This window comes from Stieleria magnilauensis (assembly GCA_007753675.1).
GTDB lineage: Bacteria > Planctomycetota > Planctomycetia > Pirellulales > Pirellulaceae > Stieleria > Stieleria magnilauensis.
The window spans coordinates 10,327,422-10,351,482 of the sequence record CP036432.1 but is presented as its reverse complement, the minus strand read 5'-3'; the positions used below and the strand labels follow the sequence as shown (position 1 = coordinate 10,351,482).

The following is a 24,061-nucleotide window of genomic DNA, read 5'->3' as shown; positions in this document are numbered from 1 at the left end:
GACCGGACCGGCCCCGACGGATAGAAAAACCTACGTCAGCGACTGACACCACCGACCGGTTTCTTGTCCCACAACTCCGCTTTGTTTACCCAGGGACTCCCCCGGATGATTGCGACGATCCGACTGATCGTTGCAAACGATCCGCCGCGCGGGTGAGTCGCCCGCGGCTGACGGTCCGGTTAGGTCGTCACGCGGCTGCCGTCCCACCAGGCATCGTTACGGTTCCACACTTCCTCGGGAATGTCTTCCTGAGCCGCTTCGCCTTCAAACAGCTCGGCGTTGACGGCGCGGTGGGCGGCACGCAGCGTTTCGGCGGCACGCTCCTCGGTGCTGATGCGTCCGTCGGCCGGTTCACGCTGGAACCACGCCCAACCGATCGAGGGTGAGGGAGCGACCGGCCGTTCGTCGATCTCGCTGTCGTCATCCTCGTACTCGTCTGGCTCGTCCTCGATGTAAACCTTCTTGACCACGGGTTTGGGCTTGCGCTCGACGGGCGGTCGGGGTTTCTCGACAGCTTTGGCCACCGGTTGGGGCTTGGCTGCTGGTTGAGGTTGGGTTGGCGGCTCTTCTGCCACGACGGGTTCGGGTTGGGCAACCGGCTCGGGTTCAGGCTGGGGTTCAACTGCGACGGGCTGTTCCGGTTCCTGCGCTTCGACCTCGGCATAGACTTCTTCGGCCGGTTCCTCGTCGGCCTCGTCATACTCCTGCTGCGGAACGTCTTCGTCTTCGAAGTCTTCTTCGTCGTATTGTTCGTCTGCTTCCGGCATCAAGATCGTGGCCCGGCCGGGGACGCCTTGGGGCGGCAGTTGGCGGACTTCGACATCGATCGAATGGAAAATGTCCACGATGTGGTCGTGGCAGGTGAACATCATCACCTGGTGTCCCAGTTCGGCAAACGTTTTGAGCGTCTCGGCGGCGTGCAGGGCGCGATCGCCGTCGAAGTTGACCAGCACGTCGTCGAGGATCAGGGGCAACATCACACCGCGTCGCGCGTAGGCCGCGGCCAGCGACAGACGCAGCGCGATGAAGACGGCTTCGCGTGTTCCCCGGCTGAGCACTTCCAGTGAGATGGGGTTGCCGTCGGCGCCGTCGATGTTCAGTTGGTTCGTGCCCAACGGGGTCCAAATCCGCGTGTATTTTCCGTCGGTCAATTGGGCCAAGAACGACGACGCTTCTCGCAACGTTTCGGGTTGGCGTTCGCGTTCAAATTTGCCGCACACCTCTTCGACCAAGCAACTTGCGGTGGCCAGAGTTTGCCAGCGCTGTGCCAGCGTTTGGATCTTTCGATTGATGCAGCCGAGTTCCAGTTGCGCGACCATCAGACGATTGTCGTCGGCCAGGTGTTTCATGTCGGCGGCGCATTCACCGATCTGGGTTTGCAGGGTCGCGATTCGCTGTTGCGTTTCGGCCGTTCGCGAGGTCAGCGATTCCCATTTGCGTTCCAGGTCGGCTTGGGTCACGCCTTCGATTTCTTGTTTCACCGCGTCATAGGAGAGGTTGCCGGTGACCATGGAGCGGATTTGTTTATCGACCGCGGCGTGTTGATCCTTCAGCTGGGCCAAACTGGCCTTGCTGTCGACCATTTGATAGAACTGTTCGGGCGTCGCGACACCGCACTTGGCCCACAGGGCGCGGCGTTGTTGTTCGCCGCGTTCGATCGCCCGGGAATAAGAAGCGTGCTGTCGTTTGAGCTGTGCATCCTGTTCCTTGAGGTCGCGACGACGTTTGATCCAATGCCGTTGTCGCTGGACCTCTTCTTGCAGGTGGTTGAGCTGTTCCAGCGGACCGACGCGACTGGCACGTCGCAGCGCGTGTTCCGAGGGCGGCGTCGTGTCGGCCGCGCGGGTGGTTGAGGCGTCTTGGGAACCCTTGTCGCCGCCGGTCGGTTCGCCCGTGGCGCGCTGCTGATCTTGATCGCTGATTTCGAGCGATTCCAGATAAAGCGATTCGATCCGTTTGGCGATGCCTTGGCGTTCCCGCTGGCGTTGATCCTTCTCGCTCTGCAATTCTTCCAGTCGCCGCAGACTGCCTTGCAGCGTTTCGTATCCTTCGCTCAGCTTGCGGACACTGCGGGGTGACATCGATTCGGCGAGCCCGAGTTTTCGGAGCGTGGCCGACCACTCGCGGCGGGCGGCTTTCAGCTGCTCGGCCGCTTTGACCGCCTTGGCCCGCGACGTTTCATAGGCCTGTTTGGCTGCGGCGTGGGAATGGTAGGACGGCATGCTTGCTTCCAGATCGTTGAGCAGCAGTTCGGCCTGGCGGACGCGAAATTCGATCGGTTGGGTGCTGCCGGGCAGCTCCGATTCGACATCGTCCTGTTCGGCTTCCAGCTCACGGATCTGCTTTCTCAGCATGTCGATTTGACGGTCACAATCTTCACGGTCGATGGCCGTGGAGCGATGATTGTTTTGTTTGCTGAAGAAATACAGCGTGATGGACATCAACCCGAACAGCATCCAGACCATGCCGGCGGTCGGCGTCGGCTCGCCCGCCAAGAACCAGTTGATCCCCAGGAAATGGGAAAACGCCACGATCAGGCAACAACCGCCGACGACAAACGGCAGCCCCATCAACAGCAGACTGTCGATCGGCAAGACCTCGGCGGTCGACAGGTCGACCGATTCGTTTTCAAGCGATCGATAGTGCCGTTTCAGTTTGTCAATGTGTTCGCCCAGTTGCAGCGCACGGCGGAGCGAAGCCAGGTGCTCATTTTCCTGACGGATCGCCTGCTGCAGATCCGTGGCCCGGGTGCGTTGCAGGACTTCGCCGAGTTCTTCGTCGAAGTGCTCCATGCGTTTCTTGTGTTCGACGCCTTCGCCCCGCGCCTGTTTGAGCAGGAACAGTTGCTCTTTGACGCGTTTGGCCGGTCCGGCGAGGGCAGCCAGCGTTTGGCGTGACAGGTCGGGCATCTGCGACGCGTCGCCATTGAGCAGCGCGTCGCGGTCTTCCTCGCTGAGCCCCAATTGCTCGGCGTCCGCGATCAGTTGATTGCGGGCTTTCAGGATTTGCGTGTCGACCTTTTCGAGTTGCTCTTCTAAGGCTTCGACCCACGTCGCCTGTTCGGTCGCCGCTTCGATGCGGCCTTGCAGGTCTAACATTCGCGCGCTGACGGGCAGCTGCGCCGCTTTCTCGCGCAGCGAGCGGCGTTTCGCCTTCACCTCTTCCAACTTGCCGCGACGATCTTGAATCATCGCTTCGATTTGCACCAGTTGGCCCGGTGCTTCGTCGGGCAGATGCGTCTCGGCTTCGATCGCCGCGATTTCACCGGCGATGCGGGTTCGATCGGTCCATTGGTCGAAAACGCTGATCGCCGCTTCGACGTGTCGCGCTTCGCGTTCCCAGGCCGTGATCCGCGCCGCCAGATCGCTGATTTCTTTCTGCTGGGTTTGTCGCAGGCTGGCCAGTTCGCTCCAACGCCGACTCTGGCCGGTCAATCGCTGGACTTCGTCCCGCAAGCCTTCTCGCCGTCGAAGCAAGGCTTCCAGTTTGTCGGCATCGGCTTTAGAGTTTTGGGAAGCATGACCGACCAGGGATTTGCGGCCGTCGCGCAACGATCGAATCACGTCGACCAGCGAGACGCGATCGAGTCCACTGGAAAGCTTGTACAACTCGTCCGCCGCGGCGGTGTCATCGAGCGTATTGAGCTCTTGCAATTCGCGCATGCCGATCGCGAACACGTTGGTGAAGATCGGTTCGTCGATCTGGCCGAGCAGCATGCTCAACCGGTGCTGGCCTTGTGCCAGGCCGTCTTGCCCGGTGACCGCCAGCTGGCCGACCACGTTTTCGTCGGTCATCTTGGCGTGGCGTCGGATTTGATAGCCGCCGCCCGGGCCGGTGACACGAATCGCGCCGCCGGGCGTTCCGCCATAGATCGGCGGCAGATACTTGTCGCGACGTTCGGCCGTGAATCCGTACAGCATCGACCGCAGGAATTGCATCACGGTCGTCTTGCCGGCCTCGTTCGGCCCGTAAAACAACGTCATGCCGTCCGGTAATGAATCGATGCTCAGCCCGGTCCAAACGCCGAAGCCATCGATATTCAGGTCTTTGACTTTCATGATTTGTTCACCCAATTTGGCTTGCCGCCACGGAGCAGTTCGACGCCCAACAGCGTCGCTTGGTCCAACGTTTCGATTCGACGCGTCTGTGGAATTTCGGCCAGCAGCGTCGTCGTGCTTGCCGGCAGTCCCGGATGTTCTTCGGTCATCGGTAACAGATTGGTCGCCGTGCTTTCGGGCTTGCGATGCTCGGCGGCAATCCGCAGATAGTCACCCAAAATCGTGTCTTCCTCGTGCCACGACTTGGGGTACTGTTGGGGCGGACGGATTCGCAGCGACGTAGACCAGGCGGCCGGCGCCCCGTGCCCGTATTCGTGACGCACCCAATCCAGTAACGCCTCGCCGTCGCCGATCTCGATCAACGACTCGCCGCTGTCGGCGGTGATGTCCCAGCCGATGATCAGGTGTCGGCCACCGGCTTCGTGTTGCAAGCGCACGATCCGTTCGCCGAGCAAGTTTTGGATGCTGCCGACCGCGGCAATTTCGTCGGCCCTCAGGCGGACGTTGCAGTAGCGGAACTGATCGGCCGGCATTTCGCTGACACGAACATTTCGTTCGGCGTCGACGTCGATGATGGAAAAGCCGTGCGAACCGGGTTCGCTCAACGACCGACCCTGCGGTGAACCGCTGTAGACCGCTCGGATTTCGCCATCGGATTCCAGTTCCAGGCGATTGTGTTTACCGCCGAGGCACCAAAAATCGAATCGAGCCTCCTCCAGCATCTCCAGCGATGCATCGCCGTGGCCGACTCCGATCGCGAATTCCTCGGCGGCCTCGCATTCAAACCCCGGGATGTGCAGCGAGGCGCGGCCGTCACTGCCGCGGCCGATCAGACGACAGATCGTCCGCCCGCCGCGTACGACGTTGACGTCGGTCGCGCGGTCCTTGGGAAACAGCGTCACGTTGGGCGGAATCACCACCGCTTCGGGCCACTTCTGTGGATCATCGACGGTGCCCGCCGCCCAATACACCGGCGTGTCGGCAGCGGCCAGTTTTTCAAACTGCTCCAACAACAGGTTCATTCCGTACGGCCCGGCGGCCTGGGGATTGAGCAGGTCGCCGGATAACACGACGAAATCAATGTTGTTGGAGAGCGCAGCCTCAAACACCGCCTTGACGGCTTCGTGCGGCGCGGTGGCCATTTGATCGCGCAGCGGCGGGGGCAGCTCATCCAAATCACCGAGTGGACTTTCCAAGTGAAAATCACTGGCGTGGATGAATCGAAAAGATTCGCCCGGCATCGGTTCCCTCCGTTAACGCTTGCAGCGTGTTCGCTTCATTGATCAATGGAGCGGAAGACTCTCGTAGCCTTCGTTGATGCTCCCTCATCAATCCCGTGACCGCGGCGAAGACGAACAACGTGTTCGCCCTATTTCCCAGCCCGATTTGTGAAACAAACCAGGCCCTTCGGCCGCGCGGTGCTGCGAGTTTAGCGAAACGACGAAAAAATCACCAATCCAGTTTCCCGCACTCTGGGGGCAATTCCGTGAAACATTCGGGGCGCGGAATTGCTAGCAATACTTGCGAGCGGGCGGTGAGCGGCGGCGTGGGGAAGAAAGGTCAAAAAATGGGTTGGTCAAAACATGAGTTGGTGTTTACACCAATGACGAAACCCTCCCTGGCAGGGAGGGTCGAGCGAAGCGAGGGTCTCTGGGGCGAGGGTGCCGGTGATCGACCCGTCATTGCCGGCGTCTGGAACGGGCCTGGAGCCACGTCGCGTATTCGCCGATGCTGACGCGTCCATTCCCGTCGGCATCAGCGACTTCGGGCGATTGCAGCATTTTCTCGTATTCTGCCGACGTCAATTCCTGGTCACCATCGACGTCGTAGCGGGCGATGATGCGTCTGGCGTACTCCACCATTTTGGAGTCCAGGCCTTCCACGCCCAGCTTCTGTCGCTCGGCCAGTTGGCGCGCTTGTTGATTCAACTTGCGTACCTGTTCCATCAAGTTTGGAATCCAAGTCATCGCCCAGACCGCGACTTCGGGATCTTCGCTGTTGGCGAGTTCCATCAACAGCGGCAACGTGGCTTCGGTGGAAGATCCGACAATGTCGACCAGTGGTAGCACGCTTTTGGGATCATCATTCTCGCTTGGGGGTGAATCGCTTTCGGGGCGTTTGCTTCCAGCCCCGCTTGATGCCCGGAGTTTCGCCTGCCAATCGGGCAGTGGATCACTTGTCTAGTCGCTTGCCGTAAGCATCGACCAGTGGCGGTTCGTTGGTACCTGCCATCGCCTGATCGATCACAGCTTGCAACTGAGTTCGCGCCGCACGATCTTTGTCGTCGTCTTGCTGAACCAACGTTTCTTTTAGGGGCAGCTCACCGATACGAAACAACCGTCCATCGCGGAACAGCTTGTGGGTCTTGTTGAGCGCGAACACATGCCGGCTGAATTTTTCTTTGTCCCAGCCCGGACGAGGGTCATACCAGAAGAACGCTGCGTCCCGGCGTGGCGTCGGCTGACCGACCAATTGGGGCACAAAACTGATCCCGTCCAGGTGCTTGCCCGGTTGTTTTTCGGCTCCGGCCAACTCCAGCAGTGTCGGGTAAAAATCCGAGGCTTCGACGATGCCATCGACGACCGCGGGTTTGTAGCGGTCTGGGCAATGCACGATCAGCGGCACGTGGATCCCGGTTTGGGTCGGCATCGCTTTGCCACCAGGGATCGAACGGCCATCTTTCATTTTCGAGGTGACTTTCAGGTGGGTGCCGTTGTCGCTGTAAAAGATCACGATCGTTTCTCGTGCGAGATTCCGCTGACGCAACCCTTGCAACAAAGTTCCCATCGTCGTGTCCATGTATTCGATCATGTCGCTTCCGTAACGCAGATGTTCCTGTTGCGGTTTGTCGGGGTCCCAGTCGGCCGAGTGGGGCGTCGGCACGAACGGCCAGTGGGGCAGCGCCATCGGGTAGTAGACAAACTTCGGCTTGTCGGTCTTGGTGTCCATAAAGGCCATGATTTTTTCGACCCAAACATCTTCGCCGTAGCGGCCGCGGTACGTCTTGAGGGTTCCGTCGCTGCCGCGCCGGCCTTCCAGCATCGTCGGGTTGGCGTAGCGAGACCCCTTGTCTTCGGTATGCAGGGCATGGAACAACGCGTACTCATCGAAACCCGCGTCTTTGGGATGCATGCCTTTGCCGCGTCTGGCCTCCGCGCCCGGCAGATCGGGTGGATCGTACGACTGCAATTGCCACTTGCCGAAGATCCCGGTCGCGTATCCGGCATCGGTCATCGCGTGACCGAATGTGCGTTCGCGCGGATCGAGGATCCCGAAGTAGGTCCAGTTGCGATGGTTGTCTTTGCCGGTCATCAATTCCACTCGCGTCGGCGTACACAGCGGCTGCGAGTAGGCGTGGGTGAACCTGACGCCGGCGGCCGCCATCCGATCCAAATTCGGTGTTCGATAGGACACACCCCCGTAACAACCCAGTCCTTCAATGCCGATGTCATCGGCCATGACCAAGATGATGTCGGGCTGTTTGGCGCTGGCCCATGAAGGCCAAACACCGCAGCAAAGAACAGCAAGCAGAGGAATCAAACGTAGCATTCGTGATCTCGATCGACGTGAGGTGCAAGTCGGCAATGCCCCATTCTACCGTGCGAATCTGCTGTGTGGCGGGCCGCGATGGTGCGGTTGATCGGTGCCTGTGGGCATTCATCGCACACGGTCGAGTTGACGCAACCGTGATATACTGGAAAGTGAGATCTTCACCGCCCGCTCGCCACCGTCGATTCGATGTCTGCCGTCCCCAAATACATTCCGCGTTACACTGTCGATGACTACGCCGCCTGGGAAGGCGACTGGGAACTCTGGGACGGGATCGCCGTGTCGATGAGCCCCAGCCCCTTTGGTGTGCACCAATTAGTGTTGTTTAATCTTGCCAGGGAACTTGGGACACAACTTCGCTCGCAAGAATGCGATGCGATTGTACTCGGAGAAACCGACTGGATCGTTTCGCGCGAGACGGTGGTCCGGCCCGATGTCGTGGTGATTTGTGGCGAGGCTCCCGAAAAACACATCGAATTGACGCCCCACTTCGTCGCCGAAGTCCTGTCTGCTTCGACTGCCGAGCGTGACCGCAGCTTTAAACGGGATCTCTATGACGAGCAAGGCGTCCCGATCTACGCGATTCTGGATCCCGAGTTAAAAACAGTCCAGCTCTATCGCCGCGATGGCGAAGGCAAATGGAGAAGTGAATCCGTCGTCGATTCCTTTGAGATCACACTGTGTGAAGACTGCGCCGTTACCATTCGACTTGCCGATCTGTTTTAAAGAAACTCGATACTTTAACGATCATGAAACTGAAAATCGGCCTCGGCGTGCTTGCGACGGTGCTCGTCGCTGTCGCTGTCATTTACTTCATCAACGCACCTCGATCAGGAAACATCAGCTATCCGTCGCCCAATGCGTATGACACGCTTTCTGAAGCGAACGGCAAGATGACGCCGCTGCCGATGGACTTCGACACCTCTCAGGATGTCGAAGCTCTACAAACCTACCTTGATGCCAATCTCGATCCGCTATCCTTGATCGATCAAGCCGCGCGACAGCGCTGTCTGATCCGCATGGCCGACATGCAAACGATGCAGGAAATGCATGACAAAGCAAATTACGCTCGGGGGCCGATGCGGCTGCTGTATGTCAAGGCTCGGCTTGCCGAACTCGAAGGCCGATCCGCCGATGCGGCCGATGCGCTGGCAAAGATCGCGGTGATCGGCAGGAAGTCTGCTCACGGCGGACTGCTGATTCATCAATTGGTCGCAGTTGCCATTGAACGACAGGGGTTGGAGGGTCTGGCGCAGCTCGCTTCCAAACTGTCCGGTGACGAGAAGAAACGCATCGCAAAATTGATTCGGGCGGAAGACAAGGATGCTCCGGAGATTGACGCGGTGATCGAATCGGTGATGTACCGCGAGCATGACATGACCAAACGCGAGTACGGAACCTTTGCCGGCTCGTTCATGATCTGGCAACTCTCCGACAGTGAGGCCGCAGAGAAACCTCAAGAAATCCTTCGCAACGAATTGACCGAGATTCAAGAGCAACGCGAGGAGTTGCTGACGATGCTCCGCGTCGGCCCATAGGTCCGTTCTTGAATCGCGCCGCTTCGCCGATGAAGGATCGGCAGAAACAGCGAGACGTACCGTCCGGCTACGCGAGCTGGATCTTGTCTTTGGTCACGCGCAACACGTGCTCGCTGAGCGGGTGGGACTGTCGGCGGGCGTCCAGCGCGACGGTCTGACTGAGTTGTTGGTGCAGGTCCTCATCGACCGTCATCGGCCAGGCGATCAGGAAGTCACGGTTGGGCACCCCGACGTAGACTTCTCCGTCTTCGTCGCCGGTCAACTCCGAGATGATCCTGGCGCGGATCTCGGGAATCAGAATCCTGGCCGCATCGTAGCCATCGCCCGTTTGGATCGCCACCAGCGGAGCCGGACCGGGCATGACGGTCATCGGCAACGTCGGGCTGGACGTCACGATGTTTAGCTTGCCGAGTTCGATCGCATCGACCGCTGATTGGCCCCAGCGTTCCAGATCTTCGTTGCTGATGTAGGCATAACCGGTGTCACAATCACTGACCAGACTCGAGTGCACGTCGTCGGCGAAGGGGAACGTGATCGCACGGCCGACATCGGTGACTTTCGCGCTGACCAATTGAACTCTCAGCCTCGGTTTGACGTCTTCCCAGGCCTGCGGGATCGCTTCGGCGGCGCCATCGATCAGTTTCAACGCACCGGCGAATTTCTCGATGATCACCTGATCAAACTCTTCATCCGGCATGGGGGATTGCTGAAATTGCGCCCACAAGTTGCTCATCCCAAATTTTGCCGATCCATCCGTGATGACGCCCAATTCCTCGCCGAGACGAAAGCCGCGTGTCGGAAATTCACGCTGGATGACCGAGAGGACGCGATTTGTGAAGGCTTCGAGCATGGGGGAGTCCAGACTGGCGAAGAAGAGTGTTGGCAAACCGACTCCTCAAGTCTAACGCGCTGTGCCACGAATGTCACAGGGCGAGAAGTACCTGTCATTGAAACGCCCTGGCAAGCGATTTCGTATTACCCTATGACCTTGCGGCGACTCGTGCGAATCACGGCGCCAATGCAAAAATCCCTCCGTCCCACCATCGTGATGCTCAGGCAACGAAAAACACGATTCTCATTTGAATCCCTCGAAGCTCGGCGACTGCTGGCGGCTGATGTCGCGTCGAACGATTGGATTGATCCGGCCACGGCGCCCCCGATCGAATCGGGCGTGACCGGTGTGGACCAATGGAGGATGGGGCCGTTTCAACAGCAGGTGCTATTGAACTCGGCTGATCTCGACGCGCCGGCGCAGCAGACCACCGGTTTTGAAACGGTGCTGAACAACGGTCCATCCGACAACCGGGTGGACATCGTGATTCTCGGTGACGGATACACCGCAGCGCAGATCGACAACGTTTATCTCAGTCACGTCAACGGAATGTTGGAATACCTGTTCAATGCGGGGCAAGATCCCTACCCGCGTTACGCCAACTTCTTTAATGCCCATCGCATCAACGTCATTTCCAACGAGTCCGGTGCCGATGAACCGCCCAACGGGATCTTCGTCGATACGGCGTTGGATGCCTACTATTTTTGCGGCGGGACGGAACGGTTGATTTGTATCAACAACACCAAGGCCAACGCGGCCAAGAATGAGGCGCTGGCCGGCGCGGGATTCAACGCCGAGATGCAATTTGTCTCCGTGAACGATTCCAAATACGGTGGCAGCGGAGGCAGCTACGCGGTCTTCGCCGGAGCCAACGGATCGGCCAACGAACTGGCCTTGCACGAAGTCGCACACTCGTTCAACGACTTGGCTGATGAGTACGGGGGAAGCCCACTCTACACCGGAGGCGAACCTCGGGAAGTCAACGTCACCACCGATCCGCAAGGTGCGAAGTGGCAACGGTGGGTCGGGTATGATCAGCCCGGTATCGGCACGATCGGCGCTTATGAAGGGGCGCGATACTTTAACCAAGGTCTGTATCGTCCATCGAACAATTCCAAGATGCGCAGCCTGGGGCGACCCTTTGATGCGGTCAGCCGTGAAAAGATCATCTTGGACATCTATGACCTGGTGGATCCTGTTGATGACTGGTTGGACAACGCTCAGACGATCCGAGACACCGCTCCGGAGTTGTGGGTGCAGGCGATTGACTGGCAGGTCCAAGCGGTGCAGTGGTCCGTCGACGGGGTCGAGGTGCCGGCCGCAACGGCGGGGACCTTCAATCTACGCGACGCCGGCTTCGGCCCCGGTGTGTACGACGTCTCGGCACGCGTCTATGACCCGACCGACTGGGTGCGCCATCAACGATCAACGCTGGAACAGACGATCGGCTGGACCGTCGAAGTGCTGGCGCCACCCGAGGTGCAAAGTGTGCAGATCAATCACGGCGACTCCAGTCGTTCGCTCGTCACGTCGGTCCAGGTCACGTTCGATTCGTTGGTCGATGTTTCCGCATCCTCATTTCTATTGATGCCTCGTGGAACGCAACAATCCATCGCTTTGAACGTCACATCGTCCACAACGACGACCGGCACGGTGGCAGATCTGAGGTTCCAACCCGGCGAATTCGTGCTCCAACGTCAGGCCGCCGGGCTGCACTCGTTGCTCGATGGTCAATACGAGCTGAAAATCATCGCGTCGGCCGTCACCACCACCGTGGGCAATGATCCGATGTCCGCCGATGTCTTGTTTGGGAACCAGGCAACCGACGCGTTCTTCCGTCTGTTCGGTGACGTCGACGGCGACCGCGACGTCGACGGCCAGGACTATGGCCGGTTCGGGCAGACGTTTCTTCAGGGGCCGACAAGCGGAGCGTTCGACGCACGGTTTGACCGGGACGGCGACGGCGATGTGGACGGGCAGGACTACGGGCAGTTCGGGTTGCGGTTCTTGAAAACCATGCCGTTTTAACCGCGCCGGTTGCCCGCCGGCAGCGGGTCAGACACCGTCGCACCCGTCGGCTCAATGATCTTGCAAACCCGGGTCGCGTGAGAGGTTACTTGGTCTCGACCAGCACGCGGGCAACGTCGATCGGGACGATGCCGGACCGGTCCAGTTCTTTCTGCAGTTTCGGCGTCATCGGGTCCTGCGTGATCTGAACGCGAAAGTCACGTCGGCTGCTGGGTTTCAGGCCGCAGGCAAAACTCGTTTCGCTGCGTTCTTTGGGAGTCAATTGGTCCAGCATCAGCGTCAAGATCGGCAGCGGATCGCATTTGCCGACGATCATGACCTTGCGGTTGTCACGAAGCAGGCTGACGGTCTCGCGGGCGATCCAGTTGACCGCGTGTCCCGGCAAGAGGGCAGGTGTGGAATCGGTAAAGTCGCTCGTCGGCGGTTGCAGCGACAAGGGACGTCCGGTCAGCGTGACCGCGGGCAGCGTTTCATCTCGGTCCATTTGCAGGATCAGGTTGCCCAACGCGAGTGCCGTGCGGGCGGTATCAACGGCATGGAATTCATAGGCGACAAGTTGCTTGCGGCTCATCACCAACGCGATGGTCACCACCGCCAGCCCGCCCCGTCCACTGTATTCCGGACCGCCGTGCACACTGCGCGCGACGGCATAGAAGTAATCCGAAAGGGGAAAAAAGCTCAGCCCCCAGGCGTCCTGAGCGGCGGCATCGGAGGCGACCTCGAGTGAGTTGTGTGAGGGTGCCCATTTGCAAAACTCGCTCGACACGGTCGCATCCACACCGGGAGACTTCCCGATGATCTGGTAGCCCTTCATCCGACGACGCTTGAGCGAGCCGTAGCTGATCTGTTCGACTTGCATGTGGATTAGCTGTTCTGGATGGCCCAGTGCAAGGGTTCAATCACACCGCGGGGTTGGATGTGAAACGGCACCCGTGCCACACCACCGACATCGTTGCTCAGCAGCGCCGACGAACCGACGACGCTGGCACTGAAGACCGCGTGCCGTGGAAAGTTATGTTGACAGTAATCCATGAAACGGGGCATGTTGTTGGCCATGAATCGGTGAGGGTCCGCCGCCGCTTCGGGGCAGGTGTCCGATTTCGTAAACACGATGGCAACCGCCGGCGTCAGGTCACGCGATTTTCCTAACTCGGAAAGCGATTGCTGTTGCGAGATGTACGAGCCGAGTTTCATCGCAAACAGGTCTTCGCGGGCACCGTTGTCGCGAACTTCGGCCGAATCGCACAGCAACAAGAACGCCGACGTTCGCTGAACGATGTGGCTGACGGCGGCGTAGGTCCCCGGTTGCTCCAGTTCGGTCGCGATGGCTTCGCCGGCAAAATCCGGTGCGACAAAGTCCACCTGTTTCTCTTTGCGTTGCGAAGAATCGGTGACGACACAGTGCAACCATTTCCAGAGATCGGATTCGTTGGGCGTCTTTTCCGGAAAACGCCGTTCCTCCAGCGCCGAGACGACTTGCTCTTGAAGCTTGATCGAAAATGCGCCGTTGGGAACACCTTTGAGATTCTTGGCGCCGCCACAAAGCATGTCCAACAGCAGCCCCAGATAGACCGTCTTGCCAGCGTTACTGGGTCCGACTACCGAAATGAAATGCGGCTTGGCATGTCGTTGGGAAACCGAACGCGTGATTTCAGCCGGCGTTTGGCACTCGTCGCAGTAGTCATCCATGCTGGTCATTTGGGCGTCGCAACAGACGCACGGAGGCGCGTCTTGGTAACACAACGCCGTGTTGTAGCCTTCTTCCTTACTCATTGTTTTCTTTCATCATCGAGGCGCGTTTCGGGGTCAGGAATCATTACCGAGTCAGGGATCATTACCGAGTCAGGCGTCGGCCGATTGGAGTTCCTCGTCACCGTGCGGGTCGAGCCCTTCGGCGGAGAAGCAGCATCGAAAGCCGACGTTGTTCTTGCGGGCAAGCAGCGTCTGGGCGCTGCGGCTTTGACACGTCGTGTGTGAATGGAAGTAACTGTCAAAGGCACCGCCGCGAACTTCGGCCATCGGGTCGGTCATGTGGACGGTGATCTCTTCGGTTGCGGCCAACAAGTACTGGGTGTTCATCCACTCCCAGACGTTTCCGATCAATTGCCGAATGCCGTTGGGTGTGTTGCCGCCCTGGCACTCGTGGACCGAGACCGTTTGGTGTCGGCCCGACGCCCAGGTGTTGGCAAATTGCGGATCGAAGGAATTGCCCCAGGGATATTTTGATTCCTTCAGTGAATCGCTGCCGGTCGATCCCCAGGTCCCGGCCCGCTGCCATTCGGCGCTGGTCGGCAACCGTTTTCCGACCCATTGGGCGTAGGCGTTGGCTTCGTACCAGGACACGCCGACGACCGGATGAGCCGCTATCGCTTTGGCGGGCCGGCCGTTTTCCCAAAACGCGGGGCCGGGTTGTCCGGTTTTGTCGACGAATTTGAGCACCGATGCCAGGATCTGTTCGGGCCACAGCGAGACATTCTCGTACCCGCCGGCTTGGACGAAGCGTTGAAAGTCGGCATTGGTCACGCACCACCGATCCAGGTAGATCGAATCGGTTTGGCTGTTTCCGACGACCTGAGGAACGAGCACGAATCCTTCCTCGGACGTCGTGGCGTATTCACCGCACAGTGTCACGTCGCCACCGGGCACGTAAGCCATGTCGTGATCGATCGCTTTCCAGGCGTACCGCAACGAGTCGGGGTCAAACGCAATCCCGTCGGCCGGGCGGACGATGTGGGCATACTGTCGCTCACGCACCAGCTGGCGGATGTCGGGCGGTGCGCCGGGGAAATCCAATGTCGGCGGCGCGGCGGCTGCAGCATCAGGCTTCGCGCTCGAAAACGACGCGCGAAACGCACTCAGCGGCCGGCTGAAAAAGGTGGCAAAGGGCACGATGGTCTCCAACGGTTAGTTCGACTGGCTTCGGTTTGAACGGATCGCACGTTGCATGCGTTTGAATTCTTCAATCTTCTGTTGCCGGGCGGCTTCGGCATGCTCAAGTGCGGCTTGCTGGTCGCGATCTTGAGTGGGATATCCCTGGCCACCGGAGGCGGGCTGGCCGGGCAGGATGGGCGCGTTGCCGACCGGCATCACGGGAGATCCTCCGCGACCATCAGCGGGCGGCGCTGTGTTTGGACCACAGACGGGAACGTTGACGTTGACCGACGGGGGTGCCGCCGGCATTTGCCGTTGAATCGCGGCTGGTGACGGCAGGTTCGGGTCGCGCGGCGGTTCCGCCGCCGGAACGATCGGGAGAGGGCCGGCGCCGGTCGGCTGGGGAAGCCCAGCGGCCGTCGGCATCGTGCCGGTCGAAACGCCAGCAGGCACCGAGGGAACGACGGGACCGATGGCCGACTTGTTCGCTACGGTCGCCGCGGCGCGTGCACCTTGAATCGCCTTCCTGCGTTCGGACTCGACTTCCAACCAGGCTTCGGTCAGCCGTTTGGACTGATCTCGCAGGCCTTCTTCCTTGGCCGCCGTCCGTTTGCTCCATTCGGTCTTCTGTTGATCCAAACGCGAGATCGCACCGGCCAGTAGCGATTCTCGCTCGATCAACTGGGACGACCGATGAATGAGTCTGCGAATGCGACCGATCCAACCTCGCGCGAAATGTTCCACGTCAAAGACGATGGAACCGATCGCTTCGGCTTGCGAGCCGTCCAACGGTGCGATCACCGGGGGGACGCCCGTTCCTGGCGAGTCACTTCCGCCGCCCAGGGGCAACGAAGCAATCATGTCGTTTCGGTCGGTCATATCGATTCAGGGTTAAAATGATTACGACGAAGTTTTTCTGAGCGTCTTAGTACTCGTCACCGACGCGTTTCCAGAGATTGGAGATCCGGCCGAGCAAAGACTCTCCTTTCTGTTCGCGCTCGACCTTCTCTTCCTCGTGAATCTCCCGCAAATGCTGTCGCAGGGCTTGCAGCTTGTAACTGAACTCGCGGTCCGGCTGCTCTTTGGCGGCGGCGTCGCCGTCGATTTCCTGCAGCTGCTTGGAGAGCTGGAATCGCATCCGTGAAACCGATGCTTTCTCCTGGGCCAATTCGGCACGCAGTTCCTGCAGCGATTCCGGCTCTTCGTTTTGCATTCGCTCAATCTGACGATTCAGGCTGACGCATTGCTTTTGCGATTCCTCCAGTGCGGCTTGCAGCTCCGCGTTTTGTTTTTGCAGCTTCTGCAGCGTTTCATCCGGGGCCACGTCACCGACCGACGCTTGTCCGTAGCGTTTGGCGGCGGTGTGCAGCTGTTGCTGAAACTGATCGCGTTCCTGGCTCGCCGCGTTGAGTCGATCACGGAGGGCGTCCTGTTCGGCTTTCCATTCCGATTCGCGCTCGCCGATCCGTTGTTCGATTTCGCCGACCCAGTTTTCCAGGCAGCTGCGCTCTTCCCGTTCCGCCTGATTTTGGATTTCAGCGGTCTGCAATAATTCTTGCAGCATCGAGACCCGTTCGTCGTGCTCGGCCAGCTCGGCGAGCAAGTCGTCGACACGTCCGACCAGTTCGTCGCCACCGAAATCTTGGTCGATGGATCCGGCCTGGATTGACGTGGCGTGTTCGCCATCCTCTGCGCCCAGTCCTTCCATCGCGGCCAATTGCTCGTCGCGTTCGGCCAGCTGAATGCGGAGGTCTTCGATTTCTGACTTGAGCAACTGAACGATCTCGGCATCTACCTGATCGTCGTCGAAGGTGGAGGGATCCCAATCGAGATCTTCGGCGGTGAGATGATTCGAAGGGAAGTCGTCCACGATCGCAATCTCGTCGGATTCCGGTTCGTCGAGGTTGTGTTCCGCAGACGCCTCGGTTGGTTGAACGATTGGTGCGTCCAAGTCCGACGTGTCGGTCGCGGGTGCTTCGGCGACATGGGTGTCGTGGGCGGAGATCGGTTCGGTGGCGGTCTCGGCCAGCACGTCGCTGAGCCGTCCGATCGGCGGCCGCGCGGCGGGCGTCGGTTCGGCGACGGTTGTTGCATCGTCTTGCACGTCTTCGTAACCCAAGTCTTCCATTCCCACTGATTCTTCCCGTGCTTCCTCGGCGGCTTTGGCGGCCAGTTCGAGGGCGTTTTGTTTGGCGGCTTGACTTGGTCCGCTCGGTCCACCAACCAGTTCCAGCTTGATCGAACCGACGAGGATGGAATCACCGACTTGGATCGCTGTCTTGTCGTCGATCGTCGTTCCATTGACTTTGGTTCCCGCCTTGGACGCCCAGTCTTGGATGGAGACGACGTCGTCATCGACGTCGACAAGGCAATGGATCTCGGCGACGCCTTCGCCGCTGACCTTGATGCCGCACGAATTGCCGCTGCCGACAAAGACACTTCGTCCCTCTTCGAGGGCGTGGTCGATCGGCGAGGCGCTCTGGCGAACGACGCGGATTTTAAAACCGGTCAGGGTTGCTTCGGTGGATCGAATCATGACAGGGTCTCCGCAACAGGGGTGTCCAAACCGTTGGAGGCCAACGCCGGGTCGGTCGCGGCACCATGCGTCTCTTGCTGCGATCCATCACGCGGCGGTTCAGCGACCGGGATGGAATCCAGTTCGTCCATCGTTTCGGTCAAGGTGTCGCAGGTGTAGGGGGAATGCAGCAATCGATCGGGAGTGAATCCCAGCAGTTTGTGCCACGGAACGTTGGGGTCATCGACGACCTTCGCGGGAGCCAACACGATCTTTCGCGAGTTCCCGAAGGCTTCTTGTGCCGACGTGAAGGCTTCGCGAATGGCGTCGCAGCTTTGCGGGGTGTCGACGGCGAAGAACACCGCGTCCGGTTTGGTTCGTTTGACCAGCAACTGCAACGTCAACGTATCGCGAACGATCTTGCCGACGTATTTGCCGGAAGCTTGCTTGAGTCCGCTGCGGAGTTGTGCGGCCGCAATCGCATTGGTCTCGTAGGCCACGAATTTGCCTTCGCTTTCGTCGCGTCGGACTTCGAGGATGTCGGCCGCGACGAATCCTGACAACACGCGTCGGACTTCGTCGTGATCCCAGCCGAGTCGTTGTTGCAGTTCCTCGACCGAGCGAGGTTCGCTCAGCAGGTTCATGATCTTCATGTGTTTGGCAGACAACCCGGCACGGTCCAAGTTCTGGCCTCGGATGGCGCGACGGACGAATCGCAGCGCTGAATCATCGCTCTGGATCTCCGAGAGATCGCAGTGCAGTGCGTGTTCGACCAGCAGGCCCATCAAGCTGACTTCCAGGGGCAAATCGCGTTGCAGCGACGGGAAATTCGAAGTCGCGCGGAACTGATAGCCTTTCAACGGTCGCTTCATCACCAGTCCGATCAGCATGGCCGCTTGGAAACGCAGCAGCTTGGCCGTCAATCGTGGGTCCAAAACTCGCTTGTCCATCAATTGCACAAAGCCGTCGAACTCGGCCGTTCCACGTCCGGCGATCGTCAGACGCAGGACTTCGGCCAGGCTTTGCAGCGACTCGGGCAGCCGCTCGACGACCATCTGCGTTTCTTCGGGTTGCAGTCCGGTTGCGCTGATGCCTTGGACGCGTCCCCGATCCAGGTAGATCCACAACCGCAGACGTTCGGCTTCGATCTCGAGCACGCCTTGCTTGTGGCCGTTGTTGAGGAAATCGACGACCTCGCGAATGCCGAACACGGCGAAGCGGCCGGCCAGATCGGGCTCGGACGTTTCTCCGATGATCTCCGGCACCGCCGATCCCTTGGTCTGGGATTCGACAATCATCGTCGCGGTTTCGATCGCGTTTTCGACGGTCGTGCGGAGCAGGTTTTCGGTGTAGGGTTTGGGCAACATGTCGACCACGTTGTCCAGGTCGGCGTACTCCACGTACGCTTTCTTTCGCAGCGTCGAGCTGACCACGACGGGGATCATTTTCAGCGTCGAGGACGCGGCCAGTTGTTGGCAGACTTCAAAGCCTGTCGTTCCCGGCAGTTGGTGGTCCAACAGAATCAGATCGGGCCGGATCTCCTCGGCCAGCTGCAAGCCGTCCTCAGCCGTGGGGGCGAGGGTGACGGCGTAACCGGCCGGGCTTAGGTGTGTATCGACCAGCTTACGGATGGTCGCACTGTCATCAATGACCAGGACTTTTTTTTCGGCCATGAAACTGATTCCTCTGTGACGGGAAACGAAAGTGATTTGAAAAGGGGCTTGGTATGGGGCAACGAGCCGCGGGCGAACGATCTAAAGGTGGTCCGGGTAAGGTTTGGCCCAATCGAGTGGGGCGACGACAGCGTCGAGTCGTTCGGGCGTGAGTGGTTTTTGGATGTATTCGACGGCGCCCAGTAGTCGGGCCTGTTTGCCAGCCGTTTCGAGACTGCGGCTGCTGATCACGACGACAGGGATTGATGCCATTCGAGGTTCACCCTTGATCGTTTGCAGCAACTCCAAACCGCTCATCCGCGGCATGTCGATGTCGCTGAAAACGGTGGCGAAGGTTTCTTTGGAAAGCATTTCGATCGCAGCCTGTCCGTCTTCGACTTGGACAACGGTGACCGGATACTTGGCCAGTGCCCGCGTCACGCGAAGCCTGGCACTTTTTGAATCATCGACGACGAGCACCTTGGGCAGTTCCTTGCCGCAGGCCCGTTCTTCCGAGGGCAGGGGTTGAACGACTTGACGGGCACCCTTGGACGCCTCGGCCAGTCCACGTGGGTCCAACAGCAGCACCACTTCGCCCATCCCCGAAAGGGTCGCTCCAATGCACAACGGGTGTGACTTCAGCATCGGCGGCATCGGTCGAACGACGACTTCCTCGGGTCCGAGGACTCGGTCGACCAGCAAGGCAAAGTCGCCTCCCGATTCGCCGTCGACGGTTGCCGACCCGCTGGCGAGTTCGATGATGGCGCGGCGTGAATGGTCACTCTGGGCAGCCGGATCGTGATGCCGCAAGGACAGGATTTCGTTCAGATCAATCGGTGAGTAGCTGGGGTCAAATTCACCGGTGCGGCGGACCGATTGAGCCGGCAAGGCGAACAGCTGACCGCCGCTGCGGAACACCATCGCGTGCTGAATCATCGAAGGCAGCGGCAATGACAACCGGATCGTCGATCCCGAACCGTGTTCCGATTCGACTTCGACCCAGCCCCGCATCCGTTCCAGCGTCGACGCAACGACATCCATGCCGACACCGCGTCCGGAGAGTTGGTTGGCCGATTCACGTGTTGAAAACCCGGGATTGAAAATCAGGCGGGACAGTTCGGCATGGCTGACCGATTTGTCGCCATCGATCAAACCCCGCTCGATACCCCGTCTGCGAATCGCATCGAAGTCCAAACCGCGGCCGTCATCACTGACTTCGATGACCAACAGGTCGGGCCCCGAGTGGGCGTGAAGTCTGACGATGCCTTGCGGTGTTTTGCCCGCGGCGACACGCTCGTCGGCTGGCTCGATTCCATGGCTGACAGAATTGCGAACGATGTGCAGCAACGGTTCAAAAATCCGCTCCTGCAGCGACCGCTCGATCCCGGTGTTCTCTCCGACCAACTCCACACGCACCTGTTTGTGTTCGGTCCTCGCCGCGTCGCTGATCGCGCGATGCAGTCTGCGGAACAGTCCGGACACCGGCATCCTTCGCAGCTGAACCAGTTCCAGTCGAAAGTTGCGGATGAATTGAGAGACCGCTTGGTTCCCGTCGGCGACGGGGCGGTAACAGTCACGCAATCGCTGGGCCGATTCCAGCACGTCATTGGCGACTTCATTGAGGTGGGAAAAGGACACGCCGTCTTCGGCCAGGACGGGATTGGCAAGGCTGTCACCGGCCAACAAAGCTTCGCCTTCGTGGCTGAGCATCCGAATGCGGGTGACGCTGTGGATCAGCTCGTCGTGAATCCCCTTCAGCTCTGAGATTTCGGTGTCGCGCTGATTTCGCAGCATCACCAGTTCACTCAGCATGTCCATCAGCCGGTTCAGCTGTGATGCTTTGACTCGCACGGTTTCGTCGTCACCGTGACTGTCCGAAAGCGTGTTCTTCTTCGGCGACCGCGCCGCGGGTTGAGCGGATCCTGTCGGCTGAGCGGTGGACGACGGGACAGTTGAAGCCACGGCGGTAGGTTCCGCGCCGGGTTGGGGTGCGGTGGAGTTATCGTTGGACGCGTATGGCGAATCGACCGGATCCGTTTCGTCGCCATCGACACGAGCGCGAATCAGATCCACATGCGGCAGCAACAGTTCGGGGGTGACCGCTTGCCCGGCGTCTTGTGTCTGGCGAATCAGCTCTTCGACTTCGTGGATGTAGTCGGCCAAGTTGGACATGCCGATGCTGGCCGACGCTCCCTTGATGGTGTGCAGTTCGCGGCTGATGGTTTTCACGGGGCCGTCGTCGCCGGGGCCGGATTCCAGATCAAGCAGCGCTTGCTCCATTGATTCCAATCCGCGGGTCGCATCGTCCATGAAGGCTTCGCGCAATTCGTCGTCGATGTCGATTTCGTCGACTGCGGGCATAGCGATCGGGCTGCCGCCGACTTTGATCGCATCGGGTGCCGTCGCCGCCGCGGGCGAGTGGGTTGTTGGGTCGGTCGGCTGTTCCGGTTGGTCGGAATCGAAAACGGGTTGCGTCGCCTGGGCGTCTTGCCAAACACCGTCTTCCGGGGCGATTCCCCGAGTCTGGGCACTCAGGCTGCTCAGCAAGGCTGCAATTTCAGCTTGACTGGGCGCAATCACGTCGGACTCAGGAGAGGCGCTTGCATCGCCGCCGTCCCAATCACTCTCGCTGTCGCAGGCCGATTCGTCATCGTTGACAAACTCGCCCGACGCATCGCACGAGTCGAGTCTCAGTTCGATCGCTTCCTTGAGCAATTCCAATTGCTCCTGGTCCATCTCGTCGGCGTGTTCACCGAGCGCCACGTTGCGGACCGAGTTACAGCTTTCGACGACAAAGTCGACCAGGTTCAGAACATCGGGATCGTCATCGTTGAAATCCGAGAGGGAGCGATCGACGGTATCGGCCAGTTCGCCCAATTTCTCGACGGTGTCCTGCAAGCACGCATCGACGTCTTCCAGACCGGCGTGGGTCAGCTCATGAAGCAGCTCGACGGCGTTGGCAAAGTCGGCCATGCGACGCGTTGCGTCTGATTCCGCGGCACCGGGGGCGCCGGATGCACCGGTGGGACCGGGTTCACACGAAAACAGATGTTCGGTGAACGCGCCCGAGGAAGCGTCTTGGGTGCTCATTTGACTTCCTCCGCAACGCGGACGTTTTCGTGACGGCTGGCGGCGTCGGGCGTCGCGTCGGCGCGGGTTTGATTGGCCAATTCGAGCAACTGTCGTCGTTCGCCGGGGTTGAGATCCAGATTCGGGTTGGTGCAACCTCGGAGCCGATGGATATTGGAATCGAGGTCGATGGCCGTTTTGGCCAGCGACTTGATCGCCCAGGAGGCATGGTCGGCGCGTTTGCGATCGGCCTGATGAGCACTTGCGATCGAGTCGATGCCTCCGGCGAGTCCTTGAACCAGGTTCTGTTGTTGGTCGCCCTGTTGCGAAAGATCCGAGACGACGAACATGCCGGCCGCGGTGACTTGCGAAAGTTCGTTCAGCGTGTCGCGGATGGCTTCGACGACGGCGATGTCGGATTCGACTTCGTTTTGTTCTCGGCTGAGCACGGAGAGCGAATCGGTGGTCTGCATTTCCAAGGATTCGGCGAGCACACCGATCTCGCGGGCGGAGTGGGCCGTCTGCTCGGCTAGTTTTCTCACTTCGTCGGCCACCACGGCAAAGCCACGGCCGTGTTCGCCGGCACGGATCGATTCGATCGACGCGTTCAGGGCCAGCATTTCCGTGCGGGCGGCGATGTCGGTGATCGTGCCGACGATGTTACCGATCTGGCGCGTCGGATCTCCGAGTGATCGCAGTTTCTTCTTGCTCGTTTCGCTGCAGCTGCGGATGCGATGCACCCCTTCGGTCAGCACATTGGTTTTTTCGATCGCTTTGGCGACTGCTTTTTCGGCCGACCCGATTTGTTGCTGTAGTTGGGCACAGCGATCGGAAATCCGTTCGATGCCGTTGGTCAGGTTTTGCAACAAGGCGGTGGTTCGGTAGGTCGCTTCGGATTGTTTGCCGCTGTGAACGTCGGCGTTGCATCTGCCGATCTCCACGACGTCTTTTTCGACTTGCGCCATCAGCTCGCTGAGTGATCGGCCGACGCCACCGAGTACGTTTTTAAACTCACTCATGTCGGCCGAGTCATACCCGTCGCGTCGGGAAAGTCGGGACAGCATGGATTGCAGTTCGCGTGCATTCTGCCGGCTGGCGACTTCGATTTCGTCGTAGCGTTGCGAGGTCTGCAGGACGGTGGAGCCGAGTTCGTCGAGCTCGCGAATCCCGCTGGAGACGATCGTCTGCTGTCGTTCGACCAGCATCGTTTTCAATTGCCGGATCCCGTGACTGACCTTGTGCGTCAACAGCAGTGACGCGACGCCGGCGGCGGTCATCGCGGCGATCAGGACAACGACCCACTGGGAACCGCTCGACAGGGATGATCCGGCCATCGCAGCGGCCGTCGCGACGACCGCGACCAACGAGTGCGTGGCCAAAAATGTGATGTTGGTTTTCATACGGCGTTCCACTTTGACGCGGACGTTGGGGTTGAGACGGTAGAAGGAAAGACACACTGGGAACCATGCCATTGGTCCTCCAGTGTTTGTTGTGCGATTCGCTGCAACCCGTTGACGTCCAAGACGCTGATGACTTTTCCGTCATAGGTTGCCGTGCCCATCAAGACCGACATGGTGTTTTCATTGCGTTGCCCGGCATCGATGTGGGTTTCGATGCCGTCGATCGCGACCACTTTGTCGATCGCGATGGCCCACGATCCGAGCGGGCATTGCATCACCAACAGCTGTCCGCTGTCGGCCGACAGCCGAGCCTGGTTTCCGATCAGCGGTTCCAGATCGATCACCGGCAGGAATTCGCTGCGCAGATTCCCGATCCCCGCCAACGAAGGATGGCTCAGCGGAACCGGAACGATCGTCGGCATGATCGTCACTTCACGCACCGTCGTCGCCGGGACCGAAAACATCACGTCGCCGGATCGGAAGATGCAGTGTTTGTCGCTCAGGTTGGCGATTCTCGATTGATGGGAAATCACGCTTTCCATCGAAACT

General features: G+C 59.7%; 17 protein-coding genes. 3 read left to right on the top strand and 14 right to left on the bottom strand.

Going from position 1 to position 24,061, the window contains the following annotated elements; genetic code table 11:
* Positions 1 to 179: 179 nt before the first annotated feature.
* The 4 genes from TBK1r_RS36620 to TBK1r_RS36605 form a co-directional block, all read right to left on the bottom strand.
* Entirely contained in the window at positions 180 to 4,058 is a 3,879-nt protein-coding gene (locus TBK1r_RS36620; protein ID WP_145221158.1) for an AAA family ATPase, read from the bottom strand.
* Positions 4,055 to 5,299 carry a metallophosphoesterase family protein gene (locus TBK1r_RS36615; RefSeq protein ID WP_145221155.1) on the bottom strand — a complete coding sequence of 415 codons (1,245 nt, stop codon included), beginning with the start codon at positions 5,297 to 5,299 and terminating at the stop codon, positions 4,055 to 4,057. Before TBK1r_RS36615 ends, TBK1r_RS36620 begins: the two co-directional genes overlap by 4 nt.
* Positions 5,300 to 5,737: 438 nt before the next feature.
* Positions 5,738 to 6,127 carry an EF-hand domain-containing protein gene (locus TBK1r_RS36610; RefSeq protein WP_145221152.1) on the bottom strand — a complete coding sequence of 130 codons (390 nt, stop codon included), beginning with the start codon at positions 6,125 to 6,127 and terminating at the stop codon, positions 5,738 to 5,740.
* A 103-nt stretch (positions 6,128 to 6,230) separates the two neighbouring features.
* A complete protein-coding gene (locus TBK1r_RS36605) occupies positions 6,231 to 7,607 on the bottom strand; it encodes a sulfatase family protein (protein WP_145221149.1) in 1,377 nt (458 codons plus the stop codon).
* 189 nt (positions 7,608 to 7,796) lie between these two features.
* Between TBK1r_RS36605 and TBK1r_RS36600 the strand changes: the two genes are divergently transcribed.
* Both TBK1r_RS36600 and TBK1r_RS36595 read left to right on the top strand, forming a co-directional pair.
* Entirely contained in the window at positions 7,797 to 8,333 is a 537-nt protein-coding gene (locus TBK1r_RS36600) for a Uma2 family endonuclease (RefSeq protein ID WP_145221146.1), read from the top strand.
* A 23-nt stretch (positions 8,334 to 8,356) separates the two neighbouring features.
* The gene (locus tag TBK1r_RS36595; protein ID WP_145221143.1) at positions 8,357 to 9,145 is read left to right on the top strand and encodes a hypothetical protein; all 789 of its coding nucleotides are present in this window, start codon (positions 8,357 to 8,359) and stop codon (positions 9,143 to 9,145) included.
* Positions 9,146 to 9,212: 67 nt separating this feature from the next.
* On the opposite strand, the gene TBK1r_RS36590 is transcribed toward TBK1r_RS36595, so the two are convergent.
* The gene (locus tag TBK1r_RS36590) at positions 9,213 to 9,995 is read right to left on the bottom strand and encodes a DUF1444 domain-containing protein (protein WP_145221140.1); all 783 of its coding nucleotides are present in this window, start codon (positions 9,993 to 9,995) and stop codon (positions 9,213 to 9,215) included.
* Between the two features lie 168 nt (positions 9,996 to 10,163).
* Between TBK1r_RS36590 and TBK1r_RS36585 the strand changes: the two genes are divergently transcribed.
* Positions 10,164 to 12,005 carry a M64 family metallopeptidase gene (locus tag TBK1r_RS36585; protein WP_419580743.1) on the top strand — a complete coding sequence of 614 codons (1,842 nt, stop codon included), beginning with the start codon at positions 10,164 to 10,166 and terminating at the stop codon, positions 12,003 to 12,005.
* Positions 12,006 to 12,090: 85 nt separating this feature from the next.
* On the opposite strand, the gene TBK1r_RS36580 is transcribed toward TBK1r_RS36585, so the two are convergent.
* The 9 genes from TBK1r_RS36580 to TBK1r_RS36540 form a co-directional block, all read right to left on the bottom strand.
* Positions 12,091 to 12,864, bottom strand: coding sequence for a GAP1-N2 domain-containing protein (locus TBK1r_RS36580; protein WP_145221134.1), 774 nt, complete (start codon positions 12,862 to 12,864; stop codon positions 12,091 to 12,093).
* Between the two features lie 5 nt (positions 12,865 to 12,869).
* The gene (locus TBK1r_RS36575; protein WP_145221131.1) at positions 12,870 to 13,778 is read right to left on the bottom strand and encodes a TRAFAC clade GTPase domain-containing protein; all 909 of its coding nucleotides are present in this window, start codon (positions 13,776 to 13,778) and stop codon (positions 12,870 to 12,872) included.
* Between the two features lie 69 nt (positions 13,779 to 13,847).
* A complete protein-coding gene (locus TBK1r_RS36570; RefSeq protein WP_145221128.1) occupies positions 13,848 to 14,894 on the bottom strand; it encodes a formylglycine-generating enzyme family protein in 1,047 nt (348 codons plus the stop codon).
* A gap of 15 nt (positions 14,895 to 14,909) precedes the next feature.
* Positions 14,910 to 15,755: a hypothetical protein gene (locus TBK1r_RS36565; RefSeq protein WP_145221125.1), complete on the bottom strand. Its 846-nt coding sequence runs from the start codon at positions 15,753 to 15,755 to the stop codon at positions 14,910 to 14,912.
* Positions 15,756 to 15,801: 46 nt separating this feature from the next.
* Positions 15,802 to 17,412: an FHA domain-containing protein gene (locus TBK1r_RS36560; protein ID WP_145221121.1), complete on the bottom strand. Its 1,611-nt coding sequence runs from the start codon at positions 17,410 to 17,412 to the stop codon at positions 15,802 to 15,804.
* A complete protein-coding gene (locus tag TBK1r_RS36555; protein ID WP_145221117.1) occupies positions 17,409 to 19,064 on the bottom strand; it encodes a response regulator in 1,656 nt (551 codons plus the stop codon). The genes TBK1r_RS36560 and TBK1r_RS36555 overlap by 4 nt, the downstream gene beginning before the upstream one ends.
* Positions 19,065 to 19,145: 81 nt before the next feature.
* A complete protein-coding gene (locus TBK1r_RS36550) occupies positions 19,146 to 22,133 on the bottom strand; it encodes a hybrid sensor histidine kinase/response regulator (protein WP_145221115.1) in 2,988 nt (995 codons plus the stop codon).
* Positions 22,130 to 23,512: a methyl-accepting chemotaxis protein gene (locus TBK1r_RS36545; protein ID WP_419580742.1), complete on the bottom strand. Its 1,383-nt coding sequence runs from the start codon at positions 23,510 to 23,512 to the stop codon at positions 22,130 to 22,132. The genes TBK1r_RS36550 and TBK1r_RS36545 overlap by 4 nt, the downstream gene beginning before the upstream one ends.
* A complete protein-coding gene (locus TBK1r_RS36540; RefSeq protein WP_095741735.1) occupies positions 23,509 to 24,054 on the bottom strand; it encodes a chemotaxis protein CheW in 546 nt (181 codons plus the stop codon). The genes TBK1r_RS36545 and TBK1r_RS36540 overlap by 4 nt, the downstream gene beginning before the upstream one ends.
* Positions 24,055 to 24,061 lie beyond the last annotated feature (7 nt).

Excerpts from the sequence above, each read along its gene's own strand:
- TBK1r_RS36620 (WP_145221158.1), bottom strand. The coding sequence starts at position 4,058 with ATGAAAGTCAAAGACCTGAATATCGATGGCTTCGGCGTTTGGACCGGG.
- TBK1r_RS36615 (WP_145221155.1), bottom strand. The coding sequence starts at position 5,299 with ATGCCGGGCGAATCTTTTCGATTCATCCACGCCAGTGATTTTCACTTG.
- TBK1r_RS36605 (WP_145221149.1), bottom strand. The coding sequence starts at position 7,607 with ATGCTACGTTTGATTCCTCTGCTTGCTGTTCTTTGCTGCGGTGTTTGG.
- TBK1r_RS36600 (WP_145221146.1), top strand. The coding sequence starts at position 7,797 with ATGTCTGCCGTCCCCAAATACATTCCGCGTTACACTGTCGATGACTAC.
- TBK1r_RS36595 (WP_145221143.1), top strand. The coding sequence starts at position 8,357 with ATGAAACTGAAAATCGGCCTCGGCGTGCTTGCGACGGTGCTCGTCGCT.
- TBK1r_RS36590 (WP_145221140.1), bottom strand. The coding sequence starts at position 9,995 with ATGCTCGAAGCCTTCACAAATCGCGTCCTCTCGGTCATCCAGCGTGAA.
- TBK1r_RS36585 (WP_419580743.1), top strand. The coding sequence starts at position 10,164 with ATGCAAAAATCCCTCCGTCCCACCATCGTGATGCTCAGGCAACGAAAA.
- TBK1r_RS36580 (WP_145221134.1), bottom strand. The coding sequence starts at position 12,864 with ATGCAAGTCGAACAGATCAGCTACGGCTCGCTCAAGCGTCGTCGGATG.
- TBK1r_RS36575 (WP_145221131.1), bottom strand. The coding sequence starts at position 13,778 with ATGAGTAAGGAAGAAGGCTACAACACGGCGTTGTGTTACCAAGACGCG.
- TBK1r_RS36565 (WP_145221125.1), bottom strand. The coding sequence starts at position 15,755 with ATGACCGACCGAAACGACATGATTGCTTCGTTGCCCCTGGGCGGCGGA.
- TBK1r_RS36560 (WP_145221121.1), bottom strand. The coding sequence starts at position 17,412 with ATGATTCGATCCACCGAAGCAACCCTGACCGGTTTTAAAATCCGCGTC.
- TBK1r_RS36555 (WP_145221117.1), bottom strand. The coding sequence starts at position 19,064 with ATGGCCGAAAAAAAAGTCCTGGTCATTGATGACAGTGCGACCATCCGT.
- TBK1r_RS36550 (WP_145221115.1), bottom strand. The coding sequence starts at position 22,133 with ATGAGCACCCAAGACGCTTCCTCGGGCGCGTTCACCGAACATCTGTTT.
- TBK1r_RS36545 (WP_419580742.1), bottom strand. The coding sequence starts at position 23,512 with ATGAAAACCAACATCACATTTTTGGCCACGCACTCGTTGGTCGCGGTC.
- TBK1r_RS36540 (WP_095741735.1), bottom strand. The coding sequence starts at position 24,054 with ATGGAAAGCGTGATTTCCCATCAATCGAGAATCGCCAACCTGAGCGAC.